This is a genomic window from Streptomyces sp. NPDC048504 (genome assembly GCF_043200035.1).
Taxonomy (GTDB): domain Bacteria; phylum Actinomycetota; class Actinomycetes; order Streptomycetales; family Streptomycetaceae; genus Streptomyces.
In genome coordinates this window covers 1-18,996 of sequence record NZ_JBICXA010000038.1, presented here as the reverse complement: position 1 = coordinate 18,996, position 18,996 = coordinate 1, and the positions used below count along the sequence as shown (strand labels likewise).

20 protein-coding genes and 1 pseudogene are annotated in these 18,996 nt (G+C 69.0%); 8 read left to right on the top strand and 13 right to left on the bottom strand.

Going from position 1 to position 18,996, the window contains the following annotated elements; translation table 11 throughout:
* Nucleotides 1-145: 145 nt before the first annotated feature.
* From ACGFY9_RS48620 to ACGFY9_RS48590, 7 genes are read right to left on the bottom strand one after another with little or no spacing between them, the layout of a single operon-like run.
* Nucleotides 146-685 (bottom strand): arginine repressor, encoded by a 540-nt coding sequence (locus tag ACGFY9_RS48620; RefSeq protein ID WP_393765581.1) that lies wholly within the window; start codon nucleotides 683-685, stop codon nucleotides 146-148.
* Between the two features lie 19 nt (nucleotides 686-704).
* Complete coding sequence (locus ACGFY9_RS48615) at nucleotides 705-1,904, bottom strand: acetylornithine transaminase (protein ID WP_393765579.1); 1,200 nt, start codon at nucleotides 1,902-1,904, stop codon at nucleotides 705-707.
* A complete protein-coding gene (gene argB / locus ACGFY9_RS48610) occupies nucleotides 1,901-2,860 on the bottom strand; it encodes an acetylglutamate kinase (RefSeq protein ID WP_393765577.1) in 960 nt (319 codons plus the stop codon). Before argB ends, ACGFY9_RS48615 begins: the two co-directional genes overlap by 4 nt.
* On the bottom strand, nucleotides 2,857-4,011 hold the full coding sequence (gene argJ, locus ACGFY9_RS48605) for a bifunctional glutamate N-acetyltransferase/amino-acid acetyltransferase ArgJ (RefSeq protein ID WP_393765575.1): 1,155 nt from the start codon (nucleotides 4,009-4,011) through the stop codon (nucleotides 2,857-2,859). The genes argB and argJ overlap by 4 nt, the downstream gene beginning before the upstream one ends.
* Nucleotides 4,008-5,036 (bottom strand): N-acetyl-gamma-glutamyl-phosphate reductase, encoded by a 1,029-nt coding sequence (argC, locus tag ACGFY9_RS48600; protein ID WP_393765573.1) that lies wholly within the window; start codon nucleotides 5,034-5,036, stop codon nucleotides 4,008-4,010. Before argC ends, argJ begins: the two co-directional genes overlap by 4 nt.
* Nucleotides 5,037-5,081: 45 nt before the next feature.
* Nucleotides 5,082-5,486 carry a hypothetical protein gene (locus ACGFY9_RS48595; protein ID WP_393765571.1) on the bottom strand — a complete coding sequence of 135 codons (405 nt, stop codon included), beginning with the start codon at nucleotides 5,484-5,486 and terminating at the stop codon, nucleotides 5,082-5,084.
* Between the two features lie 5 nt (nucleotides 5,487-5,491).
* Nucleotides 5,492-5,860, bottom strand: coding sequence for a hypothetical protein (locus ACGFY9_RS48590; RefSeq protein ID WP_393765569.1), 369 nt, complete (start codon nucleotides 5,858-5,860; stop codon nucleotides 5,492-5,494).
* A 169-nt stretch (nucleotides 5,861-6,029) separates the two neighbouring features.
* Between ACGFY9_RS48590 and ACGFY9_RS48585 the strand changes: the two genes are divergently transcribed.
* A complete protein-coding gene (locus ACGFY9_RS48585) occupies nucleotides 6,030-6,476 on the top strand; it encodes a MerR family transcriptional regulator (RefSeq protein ID WP_393765567.1) in 447 nt (148 codons plus the stop codon).
* A complete protein-coding gene (locus ACGFY9_RS48580) occupies nucleotides 6,473-6,919 on the top strand; it encodes a carboxymuconolactone decarboxylase family protein (RefSeq protein ID WP_393765565.1) in 447 nt (148 codons plus the stop codon). Before ACGFY9_RS48585 ends, ACGFY9_RS48580 begins: the two co-directional genes overlap by 4 nt.
* A gap of 14 nt (nucleotides 6,920-6,933) precedes the next feature.
* Here the strand turns inward: ACGFY9_RS48580 and ACGFY9_RS48575 are convergent, their stop codons facing one another.
* The gene (locus ACGFY9_RS48575; protein ID WP_393765563.1) at nucleotides 6,934-9,420 is read right to left on the bottom strand and encodes an alpha-L-arabinofuranosidase C-terminal domain-containing protein; all 2,487 of its coding nucleotides are present in this window, start codon (nucleotides 9,418-9,420) and stop codon (nucleotides 6,934-6,936) included.
* A gap of 172 nt (nucleotides 9,421-9,592) precedes the next feature.
* On the opposite strand from ACGFY9_RS48575, the gene ACGFY9_RS48570 reads away from it, so the two are divergent.
* Together ACGFY9_RS48570 and ACGFY9_RS48565 are read left to right on the top strand one after the other, a co-directional pair.
* Nucleotides 9,593-9,853: a hypothetical protein gene (locus tag ACGFY9_RS48570; protein WP_393765561.1), complete on the top strand. Its 261-nt coding sequence runs from the start codon at nucleotides 9,593-9,595 to the stop codon at nucleotides 9,851-9,853.
* Between the two features lie 2 nt (nucleotides 9,854-9,855).
* Nucleotides 9,856-10,299 carry a DUF6314 family protein gene (locus tag ACGFY9_RS48565; protein WP_393765559.1) on the top strand — a complete coding sequence of 148 codons (444 nt, stop codon included), beginning with the start codon at nucleotides 9,856-9,858 and terminating at the stop codon, nucleotides 10,297-10,299.
* A gap of 47 nt (nucleotides 10,300-10,346) precedes the next feature.
* Here ACGFY9_RS48565 and ACGFY9_RS48560 read toward each other — a convergent pair whose 3' ends face one another.
* Complete coding sequence (locus ACGFY9_RS48560; RefSeq protein ID WP_393765557.1) at nucleotides 10,347-10,940, bottom strand: histidine phosphatase family protein; 594 nt, start codon at nucleotides 10,938-10,940, stop codon at nucleotides 10,347-10,349.
* 103 nt (nucleotides 10,941-11,043) lie between these two features.
* On the bottom strand, nucleotides 11,044-11,481 hold the full coding sequence (locus ACGFY9_RS48555) for a GNAT family N-acetyltransferase (RefSeq protein ID WP_393765555.1): 438 nt from the start codon (nucleotides 11,479-11,481) through the stop codon (nucleotides 11,044-11,046).
* A gap of 83 nt (nucleotides 11,482-11,564) precedes the next feature.
* Here ACGFY9_RS48555 and ACGFY9_RS48550 point away from each other — a divergent pair, with 83 nt between their 5' ends.
* A complete protein-coding gene (locus tag ACGFY9_RS48550) occupies nucleotides 11,565-11,885 on the top strand; it encodes a DUF6461 domain-containing protein (RefSeq protein WP_393765553.1) in 321 nt (106 codons plus the stop codon).
* Between the two features lie 12 nt (nucleotides 11,886-11,897).
* Here ACGFY9_RS48550 and ACGFY9_RS48545 read toward each other — a convergent pair whose 3' ends face one another.
* Nucleotides 11,898-13,334 (bottom strand): PLP-dependent aminotransferase family protein, encoded by a 1,437-nt coding sequence (locus tag ACGFY9_RS48545; protein ID WP_393765551.1) that lies wholly within the window; start codon nucleotides 13,332-13,334, stop codon nucleotides 11,898-11,900.
* On the opposite strand from ACGFY9_RS48545, the gene ACGFY9_RS48540 reads away from it, so the two are divergent.
* Both ACGFY9_RS48540 and ACGFY9_RS48535 read left to right on the top strand, forming a co-directional pair.
* On the top strand, nucleotides 13,333-14,274 hold the full coding sequence (locus tag ACGFY9_RS48540; protein WP_393765549.1) for a DMT family transporter: 942 nt from the start codon (nucleotides 13,333-13,335) through the stop codon (nucleotides 14,272-14,274). The genes ACGFY9_RS48545 and ACGFY9_RS48540 overlap by 2 nt on opposite strands.
* Nucleotides 14,275-14,367: 93 nt before the next feature.
* Nucleotides 14,368-14,577 carry a DUF1918 domain-containing protein gene (locus ACGFY9_RS48535; RefSeq protein WP_393765547.1) on the top strand — a complete coding sequence of 70 codons (210 nt, stop codon included), beginning with the start codon at nucleotides 14,368-14,370 and terminating at the stop codon, nucleotides 14,575-14,577.
* Between the two features lies 1 nt (nucleotide 14,578).
* On the opposite strand, the pseudogene ACGFY9_RS48530 reads toward ACGFY9_RS48535, so the two are convergent.
* Nucleotides 14,579-14,902 (bottom strand): annotated as a pseudogene (locus ACGFY9_RS48530) (hypothetical protein); the annotation flags it as partial.
* Between the two features lie 149 nt (nucleotides 14,903-15,051).
* On the opposite strand from ACGFY9_RS48530, the gene ACGFY9_RS48525 reads away from it, so the two are divergent.
* Entirely contained in the window at nucleotides 15,052-16,500 is a 1,449-nt protein-coding gene (locus tag ACGFY9_RS48525; RefSeq protein WP_393765546.1) for a recombinase family protein, read from the top strand.
* A gap of 158 nt (nucleotides 16,501-16,658) precedes the next feature.
* Here ACGFY9_RS48525 and ACGFY9_RS48520 read toward each other — a convergent pair whose 3' ends face one another.
* On the bottom strand, nucleotides 16,659-18,149 hold the full coding sequence (locus ACGFY9_RS48520; RefSeq protein ID WP_393765544.1) for a replication initiator: 1,491 nt from the start codon (nucleotides 18,147-18,149) through the stop codon (nucleotides 16,659-16,661).
* Between the last annotated feature and the right edge of the window lie 847 nt (nucleotides 18,150-18,996).

Here is an 18,996-nt window from a genome sequence, read left to right as displayed (position 1 = left end):
CCGGGGCCCCCCCCCCCCCCCGGGGCGGGGGGGGGGGGGGGGGGCGCGGGCCGCGCCGCCCCCCCCCCCCCCCCCCCCCCCTGGGGGGGGGGGGGCCCCCCCCCCCCCCCCCCCCCCCCCCCGACTCGTTGGTCGTACGGGTACGTCAGTGGTCGTTCTGCGCCAGCCGCAGCAGATGGTCCGCGAGGGCCTGCCCCCCGAGCGGGTCCCGGCTGATCAGCAGGAGCGTGTCGTCGCCGGCGATGGTGCCGAGGATGTCCTGGAGTTCCGCCTGGTCGATCGCCGAGGCGAGGAACTGGGCGGCGCCCGGCGGGGTGCGCAGGACCACGAGGTTGGCGGAGGCCTCCGCGGAGATCAGCAGCTCGGAGGAGAGCCGCCGCATCCGCTCCTCCTTCGCCGACTCCCCCAGCGGCACGCGCGGGGTGCGGAAGCCGCCCTCGCTCGGTACCGCGTAGATGAGGTCGCCGTCGTTGTTGCGGATCTTCACCGCGTTCAGCTCGTCCAGGTCCCGGGAGAGCGTCGCCTGGGTGACACTCAGCCCGTCGTCGGACAGCAGCTTCGCCAACTGGCTCTGGGAACGCACCGGTTGCCGGTTGAGGATGTCCACGATCCGGCGGTGGCGGGCGGTGCGGGTCTGCGGCACGGCCGGCCCCGCGGTGTGCTCGTTCTCCTGCGCCTGACTCATCGTCGACTCATTCTCCGGATCATCCGTCCCCCTTGGCCACGTCCAGGACCCCGGGCAGCGCCCGGAGGAACGCGTCCGCCTCGTCGTCGCCGAGGTTCAGCGGTGGCATCAGCCGTACGACATCGGGGGCGGGCGCGTTGACCAGGAAGCCGGCGTCCTGAGCCGCCTGTTGCACCTGGGGCGCGAGCGGCTCGGTGAGCACGATACCCAGGAGGAGGCCCGCGCCCCGGACATAATCGATCAACGGGTGACGAGAACTGCCGTCGGCGCCCTCGATTCCGTCCCGCAGCTTCTCGCTCTGACGCTTGACGTTCTCCAGCAGCCCCTCGTTCGCGATGGTGTCGAGTACGGCGAGTCCGGCGGCGCAGGCGACCGGGTTGCCGCCGAACGTCGTGCCGTGCTGGCCCGGCTGGAGCAGCTCGGCCGCGCGCCCGAAGGCCACGGTGGCGCCGAGCGGCAGTCCGCCGCCGAGCCCCTTCGCGAGGGTCACGACATCGGGCAGGACACCTTCGTGGGCCTGGTACTCGAACCAGTGCCCGGTACGGCCGACTCCGGTCTGCACCTCGTCCAGGACCAGCAGCGCGCCGTGCGCGGCGGTGATCGCGCGGGCCGCCTTCAGGTATCCGGCGGGCGGTACGACGACCCCGTTCTCGCCCTGGATCGGCTCGATGATGACGAGCGCGGTCTCGTCGGTGACGGCGGCGGCGAGGGCCTGCGCGTCGCCGTAGGGCACGTGCGTGACATCGCCGGGCAGTGGGAGGAAGGGCTCCTGCTTGGCGGGCTGGCCGGTGAGGGCGAGGGAGCCCATCGTCCTGCCGTGGAAGCCGCCTTCGGTGGCGACCATGTGCTGACGGCCCGTCAGGCGGCCGATCTTGAAGGCGCCTTCGTTGGCCTCGGCGCCGGAGTTGCAGAAGAACACCTTGCCGTCCCGGCCGAAGCGCTCCAGGAGCCGTTCGGCGAGGGCGACGGGCGGTTCGGCGATGAACAGGTTGGAGACATGGCCGAGTTCGGCGATCTGCTTGCTGACGGCTTCCACGATCGCCGGGTGCGCGTGGCCGAGCGCGTTGACCGCGATACCGCCGACGAAGTCGACGTACTCGTTGCCGTCGGCGTCCCACAGCCTGGCGCCGGCGCCGCGGACGAGGGGGAGCTTCGGGGTGCCGTAGTTGTTCATGAGCGACCCCTGCCACCGCTGGGTCAGGTCCTCATTCGCGGTCATACGGCATCCCCCTGCTTCTTGCCCGACTTCTTGGCGGACTTCTTCCTGGCGGGCTTCGGGTCGGGCAGCTCGTCCGGCACGACCATCGTGCCGATGCCCTCGTCGGTGAAGATCTCCAGCAGGATCGAGTGCTGGACCCGGCCGTCGATGACGCGGGCGGTGGTCACGCCGTTGCGCACGGCGTGCAGACAGCCCTCCATCTTCGGCACCATTCCGGAGCTCAACTCCGGGAGCAGCTTCTCCAGTTGGGTGGCGGTGAGTCGGCTGATCACCTCGTCGCTGTTGGGCCAGTCCTCGTAGAGACCCTCGACGTCCGTGAGGACCATGAGGGTCTCGGCCCCCAGCGCAGCAGCGAGTGCCGCAGCCGCCGTATCAGCATTGACGTTGTAGACATGTCCGTCGTCCTCGCTCCTGGCGATCGACGAGACGACCGGGATACGGCCGTCGGCGAGCAGTGCCTCGATCGCGCCGGTGTCGATCGCGGTGATCTCACCCACCCGCCCGATGTCGACCAACTCCCCGTCGATCTCGGGCTGGTGCTTGGTGGCGGTGATGGTGTGCGCGTCCTCGCCGGTCAACCCGACGGCGAGCGGCCCGTGTTGGTTGAGCAGCCCGACCAGCTCGCGCTGCACCTGCCCGGCGAGCACCATCCGTACGACGTCCATGGCGTCCTCGGTGGTGACGCGCAGGCCGGCCTTGAACTCGCTGACGATGCCGTGCCGGTCGAGGGCGGCGCTGATCTGCGGGCCGCCGCCGTGCACGACGACGGGCTTGAGGCCCGCGTGGTGCAGGAACACGACGTCCTGGGCGAACGCGGCCTTCAGGTCCTCGTCGATCATGGCGTTGCCGCCGAACTTGATGACGACGGTCTTTCCGTTGTGCCGGGTCAGCCAGGGCAGCGCCTCGATGAGGATCTGCGCCTTGGGCAGCGCGGTGTGCTTGCGGGTAGTGCTCATGACGAGTACGCGCTGTTCTCGTGGACGTAGTCCGCGGTGAGGTCGTTGGTCCAGATCGTCGCGGTCTCGGTGCCGGCGGCCAGGTCGGCGACGATGTGCACCTCGCGGTAGCGCATGTCGACCTTCTCCCGGTCCTCACCGACACCGCCGTTCTTGCAGACCCAGACGCCGTTGATGGCGACGTTGAGCTGGTCGGGTTCGAAGGCGGCCTTGGTCGTGCCGATCGCGGACAACACCCGTCCCCAGTTGGGGTCTTCGCCGTGGATGGCGCACTTGAGGAGGTTGTTGCGGGCGATGGAACGGCCCACCTCCACAGCGTCGTCCTCGCTGGCGGCGTTGACGATCTCGACCTTGATGTCCTTGCTGGCACCTTCGGCGTCGCGGATGAGCTGCTGCCCGAGGTCGTCGCAGACGGCGCGCACGGCTTCGGCGAACTCGGCGTGTTCCGGGATGACTTGGGAGGCGCCGGAGGCGAGCAGCAGCACGGTGTCGTTGGTGGACATGCAGCCGTCGGAGTCGACGCGGTCGAAGGTGGTGCGGGTGGCGGCCCGAAGTGCCTTGTCCAGTACGTCGGTTTCGACGTCGGCGTCGGTGGTGAGGACGACGAGCATGGTGGCGAGGCCGGGAGCGAGCATGCCGGCGCCCTTGGCCATACCGCCGACGGTCCAGCCGGCCTTGGTGCTCACGACGGCGGTCTTGTGCACGCTGTCGGTGGTCTTGATGGCGATGGCGGCCTTCTCACCCCCGTGCGGGGAGAGTTGACCGGCGGCGGTCTCGACTCCAGGAAGCAGCTTGTCCATCGGAAGGAGCAGCCCGATGAGACCGGTGGAGGCGACGGCGACCTCGGCGGCGTTGAGCCCGAGCGTGTCGGCGACCTTCTCCGCGGTGGCGTGGGTGTCCTGGAAGCCCTTCGGACCCGTACAGGCGTTGGCACCACCGGAGTTGAGGACGACGGCGGATACCTGACCGCCCTTCAGGACCTGTTCCGACCACAACACCGGCGCGGCTTTGACGCGGTTGGAGGTGAAGACGCCCGCGGCGGCGAGGCGGGGCCCGGTGTTGACCACGAGGGCCAGGTCCGGGTTGCCGTTCTCCTTGATCCCGGCGGCGATGCCCGCGGCCGTGAATCCCTGTGCTGCCGTCACACTCACGGCGCGACTCCGATCGTGGTCAGCCCGGTGGACTCGTCGAGCCCGAGGGCGAGGTTCATGCTCTGTACGGCACCGCCCGCGGTGCCCTTGGTCAGATTGTCGATAGCGCTGATCGCGATGATGCGTCCCGCGGCCTCGTCGTACGCGACCTGCACCTGAACGGCGTTGGAACCGTAGACGGACGCCGTCGCGGGCCACTGCCCCTCGGGGAGCAGGAACACGAACGGCTCGTCGGCGAAGGCCTTCTCGTACGCGGCGCGCACGGACTCGCCGGTGACACCGGGCTTGGCCTTGGCGCTGCAGGTGGCGAGGATGCCGCGGGGCATCGGCGCGAGGGTGGGTGTGAAGGACACGGTGACCGGCTCGCCGCCCGCCGCGCCGAGGTTCTGGATGATCTCGGGGGTGTGCCGGTGCCCGCCGCCGACGCCGTACGGCGACATGGAGCCCATGACCTCGCTGCCGAGGAGGTGCGCCTTGGGTGCCTTGCCGGCGCCGGAGGTGCCGGAGGCGGCGACGATCACGGCCTCGTTCTCGGCGAGCCCCGCGGCGTACGCCGGGAAGAGCGCGAGGGAGGCGGCCGTCGGATAGCAACCGGGCACGGCGATGCGCTTGGACCCCTCCAACGCGGCACGGGCGCCCGGGAGTTCGGGCAGGCCGTAGGGCCAGGTGCCGGCGTGCGCGGAGCCGTAGAACTTCTCCCAGTCGGCGGCGTCCTTGAGCCGGAAGTCGGCGCCCATGTCGACGACGAGGACGTCCGGGCCGAGCTGCTCGGCGACGGCGGCGGACTGCCCGTGCGGCAGCGCGAGGAAGACGACGTCGTGCCCGGCGAGGATTTCGGGGGTGGTTTCCTGGAGGACCCGGTCGGCGAGCGGCAGCAGATGCGGTTGCAGCGCGCCGAGTTTCTGTCCGGCGTTGGAGTTGCCGGTCAGGGCACCGATCTCGACCTCGGGGTGCGCCAGGAGCAGACGCAGCAGTTCCCCGCCCGCGTATCCACTCGCTCCGGCCACTGCCGCACGTACCGCCATGGAACCCTCCTCTTCGATGGCATGACTATACGTTTCGCTGCACGTTTATGCAATCCGAGTGAGTGGGTATGCACACAGGATCGCGACGTCCAGCGCGCATCCCTCGCTCTGTCTCCTGGCGTGGCTTCTCCTCGGACTGATGGTGCCGGGCATGGAGGAGCCCGAGGGCTGGGCGGCCGTCCTGTCGATGATCACGGTGCCCATCGGTGCCCTGGCCGTGATGCACCTGACGTACTCGGGCCTGGACCTGCGGGATGCACGCCCGCGGCCGCGCGCCGACGCGTTCCACGGATCGGACAGCACCTCCAGGGTCGCGGCGCGCACGACGGCGTCACGGTCGACGGTTCCGGCACCCTGCGTGATCGCGCCGTCGCCGTCCCGCTGCCGGAGGTCCTCGGCCAGGGCGCGGGCCTGGGCCTCGGTGTCGAGGCCCAGGAGCGCACCGGCCACCGCCCTCACCTGATGCCCTCCCAGTAACCGCGCCGGGCCCAGCGCGCGCCGGCGGCGAGCTGTTCGGCCTCGGCGGACTCCGGTGCCGGCTCCTTCAGGCGCCGGGAGAGGACGGGGGCGCGCGCGGCACGGCCGGGGTACTCGAACGCGTCGGCGCGCAGGCACAGTTCGGCGTACCCGGCGAGGAGTCCGAGATGGGCGGCGTCGAGCGCGAGTCCCGCCCGCGACGCCTCCTCCGCACGGTCGTCGCGGTCGTCGTCCTCGACGGGATGCCCGAGGGCCAGCCAGCAGTAGAGATCGGCCTGCGGCCCGAGCTCGTCCAGCCCCTCCTGCGCGGCGCGCCGGACGGCAGCATTTCCCCCGGCCAGGAACAACTGCTCGCAGCGCGGTCCTGGTACACGTCGATCATGGTCGTGCGGCTCATCGGGTAAACCCCAGGTCAAGCATGATCCAACGGTTCGGACGCGGGACACGCTCGCGCGTCCGCGGTGATCCCCGGCCGGGCTTGACCTGGAGCGCGCTCCAGGTTCTACCGTTGTGTTCATGAGCAGCGGACACCCCCCGAAGCCCCTCACCCGGGACCGGGAACCCACCCTCACCATCGCCCAGGTCTCCGAGCGCACCGGCCTCTCGCACGACACCTTGCGCTACTACGAGAAGGCCGGCCTCATCGAGCGGGTCGGCAGGACCACCGGCAACCAACGGCGGTATCAGGCAGCGGACCTGGCCTGGCTGGAGTTTCTGCTGCGGCTGCGCGAGACGGGTATGTCGATCGCCGACATGCAGAGGTTCGCGGGGCTGCGGGCGGCGGGGGACGTCACGGTCGCCGACCGGCTGGCGATGCTCCGTGAGCACCGCGCCGAACTGGCCGACCGGATCAGGGCGTTGCGCCGCAACGCGTCCGCGCTGGACGACAAGATCGACCACTACCAACGGCTGCTCCTCGACGAGGTCGGGCACGAGCGGCCGGGATCGGATGAGCTGACATGAGCGCGAGCACCACCCGTGAAGAGCGTTTCGCCCACGGCCTGGAGGTCCTGAAGCGGGTCGACGGCGAGGCTGGGCAGCGGGTCGTCGACTCGCTCGCCGACATCAACCCCGAACTGGGTCACCAGGTCGTCGCCTGGGCCTTCGGCGAGATCTACGACCGTCCCGGACTCGCCCCGCGCGACCGCCAGTTGGTGACGCTGGGCATGCTCACCGCGCTCGGCGGCTGTGAGGCGCAGCTCGACGTGCACGTGAACGCGGCGCTGAACGTGGGCCTCACGCCCGAGGAGATCATCGAGGCCCTCACGCACTCGGCCGTGTACTGCGGCATCCCCAAGGCGCTCAACGCGACCTTCGCCGCGAAGAAGGTCTTCGCCGAGCGTGGGCTGCTGCCGCTGGGACAGCAGCCCACGCCGGACACCCAGGCCGGAGCCACCTCCGCCTGATTCTCGGGCAGTTGCTACTTCTGCCTGATCCTCAGGAACGTGACGGAGTTCGCCGGGTAGGTGTAACTGAACCTGTCCGCAACCCCCTTGAAGGTGGACACGACCGGCGTGACCGCGGTCGCCGTCTCGCTGTTCACCGCGTCGGGCGCGGCGGCGAGCGTGGTGACCTTCGCCTTGGAGGAGACCTTCGCACCGCCCAGGTCGATCGCCGTACGGGCCGCCGAGGACTGGTCGTTGACGACCTTGACGATCAGGTCGCCGGTCTTCGCGTCCAAGGTGGCGACCTGACGGAACGGCTCGACCGGCTTGTCGTCGGCGAAGGTTCCCCACTCCTGGCCGTCGAGGTACAGGGTGACCTGACGGCCCCTTACCTTGATGTCGACGTCGTAGGCGCGGCCCGTCTCGATGATCCCCGGCTTGGCGATCAGCGTCGACTTGCCGCCGTCCACGGCCTGTTCGACGGCCGTCTGGGTGTTGTTCCAGCCGCCCACGTTCCACCAGTAGTAGTTGCCGGTGTCCTTGACGCCGAACGCGACCAGGAAGCCTTCTTTTCCTGCCTTCTTGGTGGCCTTCACATGCAGGTCGTAGTCGTGCCAGGCCGGATCGCCCGCAGAGACCATGGTGTTCTCGGCGGCGGTGTCGGTCTGGACGTACTGCCCGTCCTCAAGGCTCCAACTCCCGCCTCCCGTATGGGTCCACCGGGAGGCGTCACCGGAGAAGTCGTCGCTCAGCAGCGACGTCCCGTCGGCGCCGGTCACCGTCACATCGTCGTACGCCGCGCTCGTCGCCCAGGTCGACAGGCCGACCGCGCCGGAGATCGGGGCGGCGAGTGAGGGTGTGCCGGTAGCCGTCGTCGGCACCACGCGCGTGCCCACGTTGTTCATGAACAGCTTCTGGACCTCGTAGTTGGCGGAACCCCAGGACGCGTGGTTGTTGAACCACAGCAGGTCCGGGCGCCACTGGACGTAGTCCTCGTTGGCGAACAGCGGTGCGTAGGAGGCGAGTTTGACGACGTCGGCGTTGCGTTCCAGGCCGGTCATGTAGGCGGCCTCAGCTAGACCGTTCTTGAACGCGTTGCCGCCGGAGGCGTATTCACCGAGGAAGACCTTCGGGCCGGTGCGGTCGTAGGAGTCGTAGCGGTCGTTGTTCTGCAGGAACCACTGCGGGCTGTTGTAGTAGTGCTCGTCGACCATGCCGACCTTGGCGTCCTTGTTGAGCTGCCAGGCCGTGTCGAAGGTCGAACCGCTGTCGTCCGGGCCCGCGTTGGAGATCACGGTCATGTACGGGTACTTGGCCTCGATCGCCGTACGGAACCGGGTGAAGCGGGCGAAGAACTCGGTGGGGAGGTTCTCCTCGTTGCCGACCTCGATGTGGGTGAGGTGGAACGGCTTGGGGTGGCCCATCTCGGCGCGCAGCCCGCCCCACTTCGACGTCACGGGTCCGTTGGCGAACTCGACGAGATCCAGGGTGTCCTGGATGTGCCGCTTGAGCAGCGCCGGGTCGTCGACGGCCTTGTTCTGGCCGCAGCCTGTCACCAGGGCCGGTACGACGGGCAGCGGCATCGCGCCGATGTCCTCGGCGAAGCGGAAGTACTCGTAGTAGCCGAGGCCGTAACTCTGGTTGTAGCCCCAGAAGTTGGAGTTCGTGGCGCGGGTCTCGACCGGGCCGACGGTGTCCTTCCACTGGTACGAGCGCTTGCGCTGGTAGCCGGAGGCGGCGCTGTAGTCGTCCATGGAACCGGTGTTGACCAGGCAGCCGCCGGGGAAGCGCACGAAGCCCGGGTGCAGGGCGGCGACCTTCTCGGCGAGGTCCTTGCGGAGGCCGTTCGGCTCGTGCTTGTAGGTGTCGCGGGGGAAGAGGGACACCATGTCGAGGGCGGTCGCGTCGGAGGAGGCGACGGTGAGGCGGCCGGCGGTGCTGGTGCGGGTCGCGGTGAACCCCGCCCGGTACTGCGCCCAGCCGTTCTTCCTCACCTTCACCTGGTGTGCCGTCGCCAGCGTGCCGCCGGTGTCCTGGAGGCTCACGGTGAGTGTGGTGCCGCTGTCGGCGCGGGCCCACACGGAGAAGTCGTACTTCTTGCCGTCCTCGACGGCGATGCCGGTGTTGTAGCCGGCGTTCGTGACGGACGAACCGGCCGCCAGGGAAAGGTAGTTGCGGTTGGTCTCGTTGAGGCGGCCGGCGTCGTCCACGACCTGGGCCGTACCGGCGACCGTCCAACCGGTCAGCGGGGTGTACGACGTGTTGTCGTCGGTGGAGTACTCGAAGGACCGGTTCTGCACGAGCTCGGCGTACAGGCCGCCGTCGGCCGCGCGGTTGATGTCCTCGAAGAAGACGCCGTACATCGTCTTGTCGATCGCGGCGCCCTGCGCAGACGGATCGACGGTGATCGCGTAGTCGGTGACGTCCTCGGCGTGGGCAGGTGCGGGGACGACGGTCGTCGCCAGCAGGAAAGCGCTTGCCCCCAAGGCAAGTCTCAGGCGGATGCGGCTGGTGCGTGACATGGATACTCCGCGGCTCTTGAAGTTGCCCTGAAGCGGCTCCGGAACTTACCCGGAAGCCACTCCAAGGTTGTTCGAAATACCAGACGTCGGTCAGCACTTCGAACGGCAAGATAGAGAAGGGGCGTGAGCACGTCAATGGGGCCGGGGCGTGGAGGGACGTAGGGTCGAGGGCATGCATGCGCTGTTCCCGTACCTGGCCCTGCTCGGCTTCCTGACCGCCGTCCTGGGGTTCTTCACCTGGCTGGCCCGGCGGATCCGCCGCCGCGGCACCGCCGGCGGCGCCATGGGCGGCGCCCTGGCCGCGTACGAGGAGGCATTCCGGGCCACGAGCCACGCCTCGCACTACGAGATCCGGACCCAGGGCGAACGCAAGGCGCCCACCGACTCGCCGGACGGCCGGCGTCCGCGGCGGCGGCGGCGCGGGAAGGGGTGACGATGGGCGAGTTCTGGCCGGTGCGGGACGTGTTGGCGTATCTGTCCGGGAGCTGGCGGGTGCGGAGGTCGGTACGGGACCTGTCGAGCGGCGACGAGGGCGACTTCGCGGGTACGACCGTCTTCACCGCGCTGCCCGAAGGGGGCCTGCTGCACGCGGAGTCGGGCACCTTCACCTGGCGGGGCGTGGCCCGCCCCGCCGAGCGGACCCTACGGTTCCTGCCGGGCGGCACACCGGGGACGGCCGACGTGCGCTTCGGCGACGGACGGCCCTTCCACCACCTGGATCTGACCTCGGGGCACCATGTCGCCGACCATCCCTGCTCGGCGGATCTGTACCGGGGCGAGTTCACGGTGCTGGACGCGGACCACTGGCGGACGGTGTGGCGGGTGGGCGGGCCTGCGAAGGATCTGGTGCTCAACACGGAGTACGCGCGCGGGAGTTGAGGGGCAACGCCCTCACCCGCTACACCCGCGGCAAGACCCGCCCCGCCCTACACCCGCCTCGACGGAACCCCCGCCCCGTCGAACCGCAGATTCCACCGCCCCGCATGCCCCGTGACCGTGGTTGTCGACAGGGGGCGTACGTCGAAGTTCCAGTAGGTCGACGGGGGTGCCTTGAGGGCGTAGACCAACGCGGCGCGGATGACGGAGGGTTCGGCGACGGCGACTATGCGGCCGCCGTCGTCGTCGGGGCGGGTGTCCAGCCAGCCGCCGACGCGGGCGATGAAGGCCAGCAGGGACTCGCCGCCGTGCGGGGTGGAGCGCGGGTCGGCGAGCCAGGCGTCGACCAGGGCCGGTTCGCGGGCCATCGCCTCGCCGAGGGTCAGGCCGCGCCAGCGGCCCATGTCGCAGTCCCGCAGGGCGAGTTGCACCAGCGGGGTGTAACCGAGGCCGTCGCCGGTGGTCCGGCTGCGCGGGGTCGGCGAGCAGTAGCGCAGTTCCGCCGCCGCCAGCGGCAGCAGGACCGGGGCGGCGCGCTGGACCTCGTCCCAACCCGCCTGGTCCAGCGGGCGGTCGTCCTCGAAGCGCTCCGCGAGCAGCGGCGAGCTGCGCGCGGCGGCGACGAACGTGACCCGAAGTTGCATGCGGCGATCGTGATCCGCCGAAGTACGCAGGTCAAGGGGGGCCGGATGAGAGTTACCCAGGGTGGGCGAAACCTCACGTCGAGGTCGGGACCAGGCGGACAACTCACTCGAAAATGCGGGCCATCCACCGGTCGGGCCGCTCCAACGGCTTGAAACCGAGCTTCTCGTACACCCCGTGGGCGTCGTGCGTGGCGAGCAGGATCCGCCGCAGCCCGAACGGCCGCAGCTCCTCGCACACGGCGCCGACGAAGGCCGTGCCGATGCCCTTGCCGCGTGCCGACGGATCCACGTACACGTCGCACAGCCACGCGAACACGGCCTGGTCGGTGACCACGCGCGCGTACGCCACCTGCTCCCCCGAAGCCGTGTCGTACACCCCGAAGTTCATCGAGGACGCGACCGCCCGCTCATGCTTCTCGCGGGGCCGGTCCTTCGCCCAGTAGGCGTCGGTGGACAGCCAGTGGTGGGTGCGGTCGACGTCGACGCGGGCGGAGTCGGCGGAGAACTCATAGCCGTCGGGAAGGCTCGGGATGTCGTTCATGGCGGGAGGCTCGCAGGCCAGGGGCGCCCGCGTCGAGCGGTTTTCCCCATGGCCCGGGCGTTGTCAGTGGCGGGTGGCAGGCTTTGGACCATGACACGGACGACCACCGCCGCAACGTGAACGCGGTGGACCACTTCCGCTGGTTCGGGGACGGGGAGAGACGGCTGCACTTCGAGCCGCTCTTCGCCTACGTCCGGGACGGCAGCCACGCGGACGAACCCGAACTCCTCGCCGGGATGCGGGAGTCGGGCTTCGACCTGAGTGAGGACAAGGACCGGAGCTACGGCCTCCACACCGAGGCCGCCTTCGCGCTCGCCCATCGCCTGACGGGCGTGCACCTGACGCCGGAGCTGTTCGCGTCCCTGGAGTTCGCCGGCGCCCTGGTGCCGGTGCCTGAGGACTAGAGCACCTCCGCGTCAGAGCACCCCCTCGCAGGCCCCCCGGAGCCGCCGCACCCCCTCCACGATCTCCCCCGTCCCCGCGACCGCCGCGAAGCTCAACCGGACGTGGGCGGCCGGGGGTTCGGCGCTGAAGTAGGGGCGGCCGGGGGTGATCGAGACGCCCGCGCGGAGGGCCGCGATCGTCAAGGAGTGTTCGTCCGTGCCCTCCGGGAGGCGGAGCCAGAGGTGGTAGCCGCCGGAGGGGATGTGCGGGAGGGAGAAGGCGGGGAGTTCGAGGCGCAGGGCGGTCGTCAACGCGTCGCGGCGGGTCTTCAACTCCGTTGAGATCGCGCGGAGATGGCGGGGCCAGGCCGGGGAGCCGACGAGTTCCAGGGCCGCTTCCTGGAGCGGGCGGGGGACGAAGAAGGTGTCGACGACCTGGATGGCGCGCAGGCGTTCCAGTACCGGGCCGTGCGCGGCGAGGGCGCTGACCCGGAAGCTGGGCGAGGTCGCCTTGGTGAGCGAGCCGACGTGGACGACGACTCCGTCGGGGTCGTCGGCGGCGAGCGGGCGCGGCAGCGGGCCCGCGTCCTCGTGCACCAGCCGTCGTACGAAGTCGTCCTCGATGACGAACGCGCCCGCGTCGCGGGCGATACGCAGGACCTCCGGGCGGCGGGCGGGGGCGAGGACCGCGCCGGTCGGGTTCTGGAACAGGGGCTGGCAGACGAAGACCCGGGCGCCGGTGGCGCGGAACGCGTCGGCGAGCAGGGAAGGTTTCACGCCGTCCGCGTCCACCGGCACCGGCACCGGGCGCAGGCCCGCCGCCCGCGCGATCGCCAACATGCCTGGATACGTGGGGGATTCGACGAGGACCGGTGCGCCGGGGGGTGCGAGGGCGCGCAGTGCGGTGGTGAGGGCGGTCTGGCCGCCCGCGCTGACCAGGACGTCGGCGGCCGTCACCGCTCCGCCGATGCTGCGCGCGAACCACTCGCGCAGTTCCGGCAGGCCCTCCATCGGCGGCCGTCCCCAGGCGCCGGGACGACGGCCGGCCCGGGACAGGGCCGCGGCCATCGCGCGCTCGGGCTGCAAGGAGGGGTGCAGATAGCCGCCGTTGAACTCGATCACGCCCGGCGGCGGGACGGCCAGCGTGGCCAGGACCGCGGACGCGTCCACCGTGCGCGGGACGAAGTCGGCGGTGCCGTCCGCACTGAGCGCGACCTCCTGCCACGAGGTGTCCCCCGAGGCGGCGGCGGTCGCGGGGCGGGGCGCCGCCCGGAACGCGCCGGCGCCGGGCCGGGTGACCACCAGTCCCTCGGCGGCCAGCTGCGCGAGGGCGCGCGAGACGGTCACGGGGCTCACCCGGAACCGTCCGACGAGCGCCCGGCTCGACGGCAGCTTTCCACCGGGTGAGTAGCGGTCGAGTTCCTGTCGCAGATGATTCGCCAGTTCACCGACACTGCTACGCTCTTGCATGAGAGCACACGATAGCGCTACTGCCCCGAGCCCGATAGCGGTCAGCACCAGCCCCGTCACCACCGCACCGGCTCCCGCGCTCGGAGTCCGCGCCGGTACCGTCCAGGCCGCGCTCGGTGTGATCGCCTTCTCCCTCACCTTCCCCGCCACCGCCTGGGGGCTCGAAGGCTTCGGCGCCTGGTCGTTGGTGGCCGTGCGCAGCGTCCTCGCCGCGGTCATCGCGGGCGGCTGTCTGCTGGCGCTGCGCGTCCGTGTGCCCGGTCGCCAGCACTGGGGCGGGCTGGCCGTCGTAGCCGCCGGAGTGGTGGTCGGCTTCCCGCTGCTCACCACGCTCGCGCTGGAGACGTCGACCACCGCGCACGCGGCGGTGGTTGTCGGTCTGCTGCCGCTGACGACCGCCGCCCTGTCCGCGCTGCGCACCGGCACCCGCCCCTCGCGCACCTTCTGGACGGCCGCGCTCACGGGTGCCGGCGCGGTGCTCGCCTTCACGGTCCAGCAGAGCGGCGGCGCCGTGACCACCGCCGACCTGTATCTGCTCGCCGCGCTGCTGGTCTGCGCGGCCGGCTACACCGAGGGCGGCCGGCTGGCCCGGGTCATGCCCGGCTGGCAGGTCATCGCCTGGGCACTGGTCCTGTGCCTGCCGCTGAGCGTGCCCGCCGCCGCGATCGCGCTGTCGTACGACACCCCGCACCTCACCGCGCACAGCGTGGCCGGGCTGCTGTGGGTCGCCGCCGGTTCGCAGTTCCTCGGGCTGGTCGTCTGGTACCGGGGCATGGCCGCCATCGGCGTCCCGAAGGCCAGCCAGTTGCAGTTGGCCCAGCCGCTGCTCACACTGGTGTGGTCGGTCCTGCTGCTCGGCGAGCACCTGCCCGTGGCCGCCCCGCTGACCGCGGCGGCGGTGCTGGTGTGCATCGCCGTCACGCAACGGGCCCGGAGTTGAGAGGCGGGCACGTCCCGGTCCCGGCCGGGCGGTCCGCCGTAGAATCGAAGGGCATGGACCGCTGCTCCCGTACTCGGTGAGGAGGCGCGAGAGATGCGTGCGATCGTGGGTGATCGGCTCGTCCAGCACGGCCGGGTGGTCGGCGTGCACGACCAGGTCTCGGAAGTCGTCGAGGTGATGGGCGCGGAGGGCAGTCCGCCGTACCGCGTCCGGTTCGCCGACGGGCACGAGGCCGTGATGTCGCCCGGCCCGGACTGCGAGATCAAGCACCAGGACATCAAGTACCCGGACGCGGAACGGTAGTTCAGCGCGGGGGCTTCGCCGGCTGCTGGTAGTGGTCGGCCACCACCCGTGCCATCGCGCCGACCGGATCCACCGCCACGTCCCGGGCCGCGAAGAAGACATGCCCGCCGACCTGGGGGTACTTGGCGGCGAGGGTGAGGTGGCGGGACAGTTCGGCCGGGTCCTGCCAGGCCGCGGGCTGCGCCGGATCGCCCGCCTTGTACAGGGCCTCACCTGCGTACAGCTGCGTCTTCGTGCCGCGCGCGACCTCCGCCCACCAAGGCAGCAGCTTCGCGTAGTCGGCGGCGGCGAAGCCGATGTTCCAGTACAACTGCGGCCATATGTATCTGAGGTGACAACCGCTCTACGCTGGTCACATGACGACTGCGACAGTGAGCTATGAACACCCTTGGACAGAGGGCGAGTTGGCCGAGCTTGCGCACCTCAAGTCCCTGAACGAGCAACTCCCGGAGGACTGTCCGCGCACTTCTCTCCGTGCGACTGTCGATCCTCACCGACGACACAACGTCGCCGGTACGCCAGGAGTTAGACCTCTGGCGCAAGGCGAACGACGACAGGGTCAGAGTCGTAGGAGTCGCCAGGGACCTGAACGTATCGGCGACCAAGGTCCCACCTTGGAAGCGCAGGGAACTGGGGAAGTGGCTCAACGACCGGTCTCCCGAGTTCGACGTTCTGATGTTCTGGAAGCTCGACCGCTTCGTCCGTCGCATCCTGGACCTACAAGTGATCATCAACTGGTGCCAGGAGTACGGGAAGAATCTCAAGTCCCTTCACGACCCCATCGACCTCTCCAGCACGATCGGCAAGACAATCGTCTCCCTCATTGCTGGCATGGCCGAGATCGAGGCTGCGAACACCGGTATCCGGGTTGCCTCCGTTTGGCAGCACGCGAAGACACAAGAAACTTGGATTATCGGTCGCCCTCCGTATGGATATGCGACGGAGAAGGACAAGGGCGAAAAGGTCCGCCTTGTGATTGACCCTGTCGGCCACAGGGTCTTGCGCTGGGCTTACAGAGCGGCAATGCGCGGTGTCTCTGCCTCGAAGATGGCCAAGATTCTAAACCGCGCAGGAATCGCGGGATCCAACGGAGGAAAGTGGACGTCAACCACCCTCCTGCTACAGCTCCGTAATCCGGCAATCAAGGGACTTCGGGTTGAAGTCGCCGGGAGATCTGGACGGAAGCGCTCACAGGAAGTCCTCGACGCCAAAGGCAATCCAATCAAGGTGGCGGACCCCATCCTGACCCGGGAAGAGTTCGACGAGCTACAGGACGCCTTGGACCGAGCCAGCAGAACGAATGAGAATCCGTGGACGGCAGGGGCAACCAAGTTCCTTGGTGTGATCGTCTGCCGCAACTGCAAGACCAACTACACCGTACGGACATCGACCAGCCGAGGAGTTCGGTACAAGTACCTTCGCTGCCGCGTATGCGGGGGCAAGGGCGCAGACCCTCAAGAGCTTTACGCAGCTCTCGTGGACGCCGTACTTGAGGAACTTGGGGATCAGGCCGTCGAGTACAGAGAGTACGCCCGTGGAGCGGAGATGCGGGATCAGCTCCGGCAACTGGAAGCTTCCACCAGGTACTACATGGAAGGCCTCGCCCCAGGGGGTCGCTTCGACCGAGGTGGGTTCGTCAAAGAGACCGCAGAGGAAACCCTTCAGTCCCTGCTCAAACAGATGGATGACATCGATCCGGAGAGCGCCAAGGACCGGTGGGTACTCGTTCACGGCGGTCGCACATACCGGCAGCAGTGGGAGACTGGCGGTATGGAAGGCATGTCCCATGACCTCATACGCGCAGGGATTAAATTCGAAGTGGGCTACAACGAGTCCAACGAGCTTGAGGCGGATCTACTAATTCCTGAGGATGTGAGAGAGCGACTGGTAATCCGAGAGAACGCCTTCAAGACTGGTTTCTGAGGATACAAGGAGCCCCGACCCTTTCAGCAGGGTCGGGGCTCCTTAGCGTCAGAACTTCTTCACTCGTACGAGCCTCCGCTCCCCTTTCTCACTCACTCGATAGACACGAATTGTCAGCCCTTTATTACACCGCGCTCCCCTTCCCTTCTTCGGATCAGTCACGGCCACTCACCCCACTGGTCCGGGTCTTCCGGTGCCTCCCTGGCCAGTTGGAGACTGCGCGCGTGATCTTCGGCAATTCCGAAAGCAAGGCCAGCCGCACCAGGGGTATGGCCGGAGCCGACGTAGCGCCAGGCCGACTCTGTGACCGCTGACGGATCATCGGGCTTGGCATCGCCCCTGCGATGGTCGGCGCGCTCCCCGCGCAGTACGCCGTACGTGGTGGAGTAGCGACGGGATTTGGTGAGGATGTGGCCCCGGTAGCCGAGGCTGTGAGCCCATGGGCGAAGCCCGAGGTGTTCCAGTTCGGACAGTCCACCCAGGCGCCAGCAAGTACCCATCAACGCCCGTACGTGGCTGTTCACGACTGCCGCACGGATGTCCCCCAGGCCGGTAACCCGGTAGTCCAGTCCGGCCGCAGTCTCCGCCGCACCCTTGGTCACGTACTTCGCCACGTACCCGGCCACCGCCGAATCTGACGGCACGTCACCATCAGAGACGGACCGGATGGGATGGGCGTCGAACTGCCCGCCCCAGCCGACTCGTTCCGTACCGTAGGCACCCGAGTAAGGCACCGTGACGAAACTGGACGCAGCAGCGTGCTCGACCGCATCGAGGAGCAGTTCCTCGGTCGCCCAGTCCGGGGCGGACGAGCCGGGCCCCTCCGGACCGTCCAGACGCACGACCGCGTGGAAGTGGATCGCCGAGCGCCGTTGGAACTCAGCGACTTTCGCGAAGGACACCACCAGGTGATCGCCGAGTTTGGTGCGCGGTATGCCACCGGCCGAGGCGAGGTAGCGGCGTACGGCCGTGGTAAACCGGTCCCACAGTTTCCCAGCGTGCGCGTGCCACAACACGTGTCGGGGGTAGTCGTAGCAGCCGGGGCACAGCGGCAGGCCGACCACAGGTTCGTCATCGGTGTGCATCAAGCCACAGCCCAGCCGCCGTCCATGCTCGCATCGTGGATCATCTCGGCGAGGGTGGCACCGCTCCCCGGCCAGCACTCGATGCACCGGCCCGAAAGACGGAGCGGTCAGGGTGACGAACAGCCGGGATCGATCACGCACCGCATCGGGCACACCCTTGCCGCCGGACAGGCCAGCACGAACGAGTTGGAACGTGTCCCCGGCATGCAGGCGAGAGCATGGCTCGCAGACCGAGGCCCGCCGGTTACGGCAGCGCACGGCCAGTCGCTCACCCGGTTCTCCGGCGGTCGAGTAGGACGTGATCACCTCACCCGTGGTGGCATCGCGGGTGACCGTCGAGCCGGACAGATAGATCGGATTGGCACAACCGCCAATCGCTTTGATCTGCTCCTTCCAGCGCGAAAAGAGCGGATCATTGACGAGCCGTATAAGGTCACGGTCCGCCTCTGAAAGAGCTTGCAGACGTAGTTCGCGTGCCAGCGCGCCGGTACGCTCGGCCGGAGCGGACGACACGGCAGGCAGGCGGGTTTCCCCTTTGGTTTCGTTGCCGGATTCGGCAGGCATGACGCGGCCTCCAGAGCCTCAAATCGGAAATTATGTAGCGGGTGTTCATGGGTTCTCCTCAGCGCTCCTAGGGCGTTCATCTCAGACACGCCCCGGTTGGACGCGTTCAACTTGCCTTGCAATTATAGGAGTTAACACCGTAAGCGGCCCCTAAGTTTCCGGCGGGATCGCCGACCTAAAACAGCCGGAGTGAAATCGGGAAAAGCCAGCTCCAGCTCAAGGTGCACGGATCAGACGGACTGCATTCACGCAACCGAATTACCCAGGGGTTCGGCATCCGAGGGCATGCCCGGAGAGCGGGAAGCACGCTGCCTGCCAGTGGTGGACCAAACGTCCCTGATCGGCCGGTGATGCCTCGCGCCGTGCACCCATCGGGAGACGGGAACGGTCAGCGGTTCGGGACGTGGCGGAATCTGGCTTTACTTCTTCCAGGGCGCGCCTTCGGCGCGCCGCCGCGACGGCTACCGCACCCCGGCCCGGCATGCGGCCTTCGGCCGGTCCGGTCCGGGGCGCCGCCGTCACGGGGCAGCCAGCAGCCCCGGATGTGCACCAGATCCAGCACGACCCATGCGCCCGCGTCGATCCCTTGGGGACTGTGGCCCAAGGCTCACGACCTCCAGCAGCTAGGCCACCAACCCGCACCGCGACACCCCGCCGGTCTCCCACCCGGTATCGGGCGGCTCGACGCCCGTCGAGTCCAGCACTGGACGTGCAACCCTCCTGGGCCGGGGGCCGACGGCCTACGAGGCTTTAGACACCTCACGATGCCAACGCGTCAAGCTGCGGCAGCAAGCTCGGTGGGGAAGGCGGTCTGTTCGTCGAACAGCTTGCGGTGCTGGAGACAGTG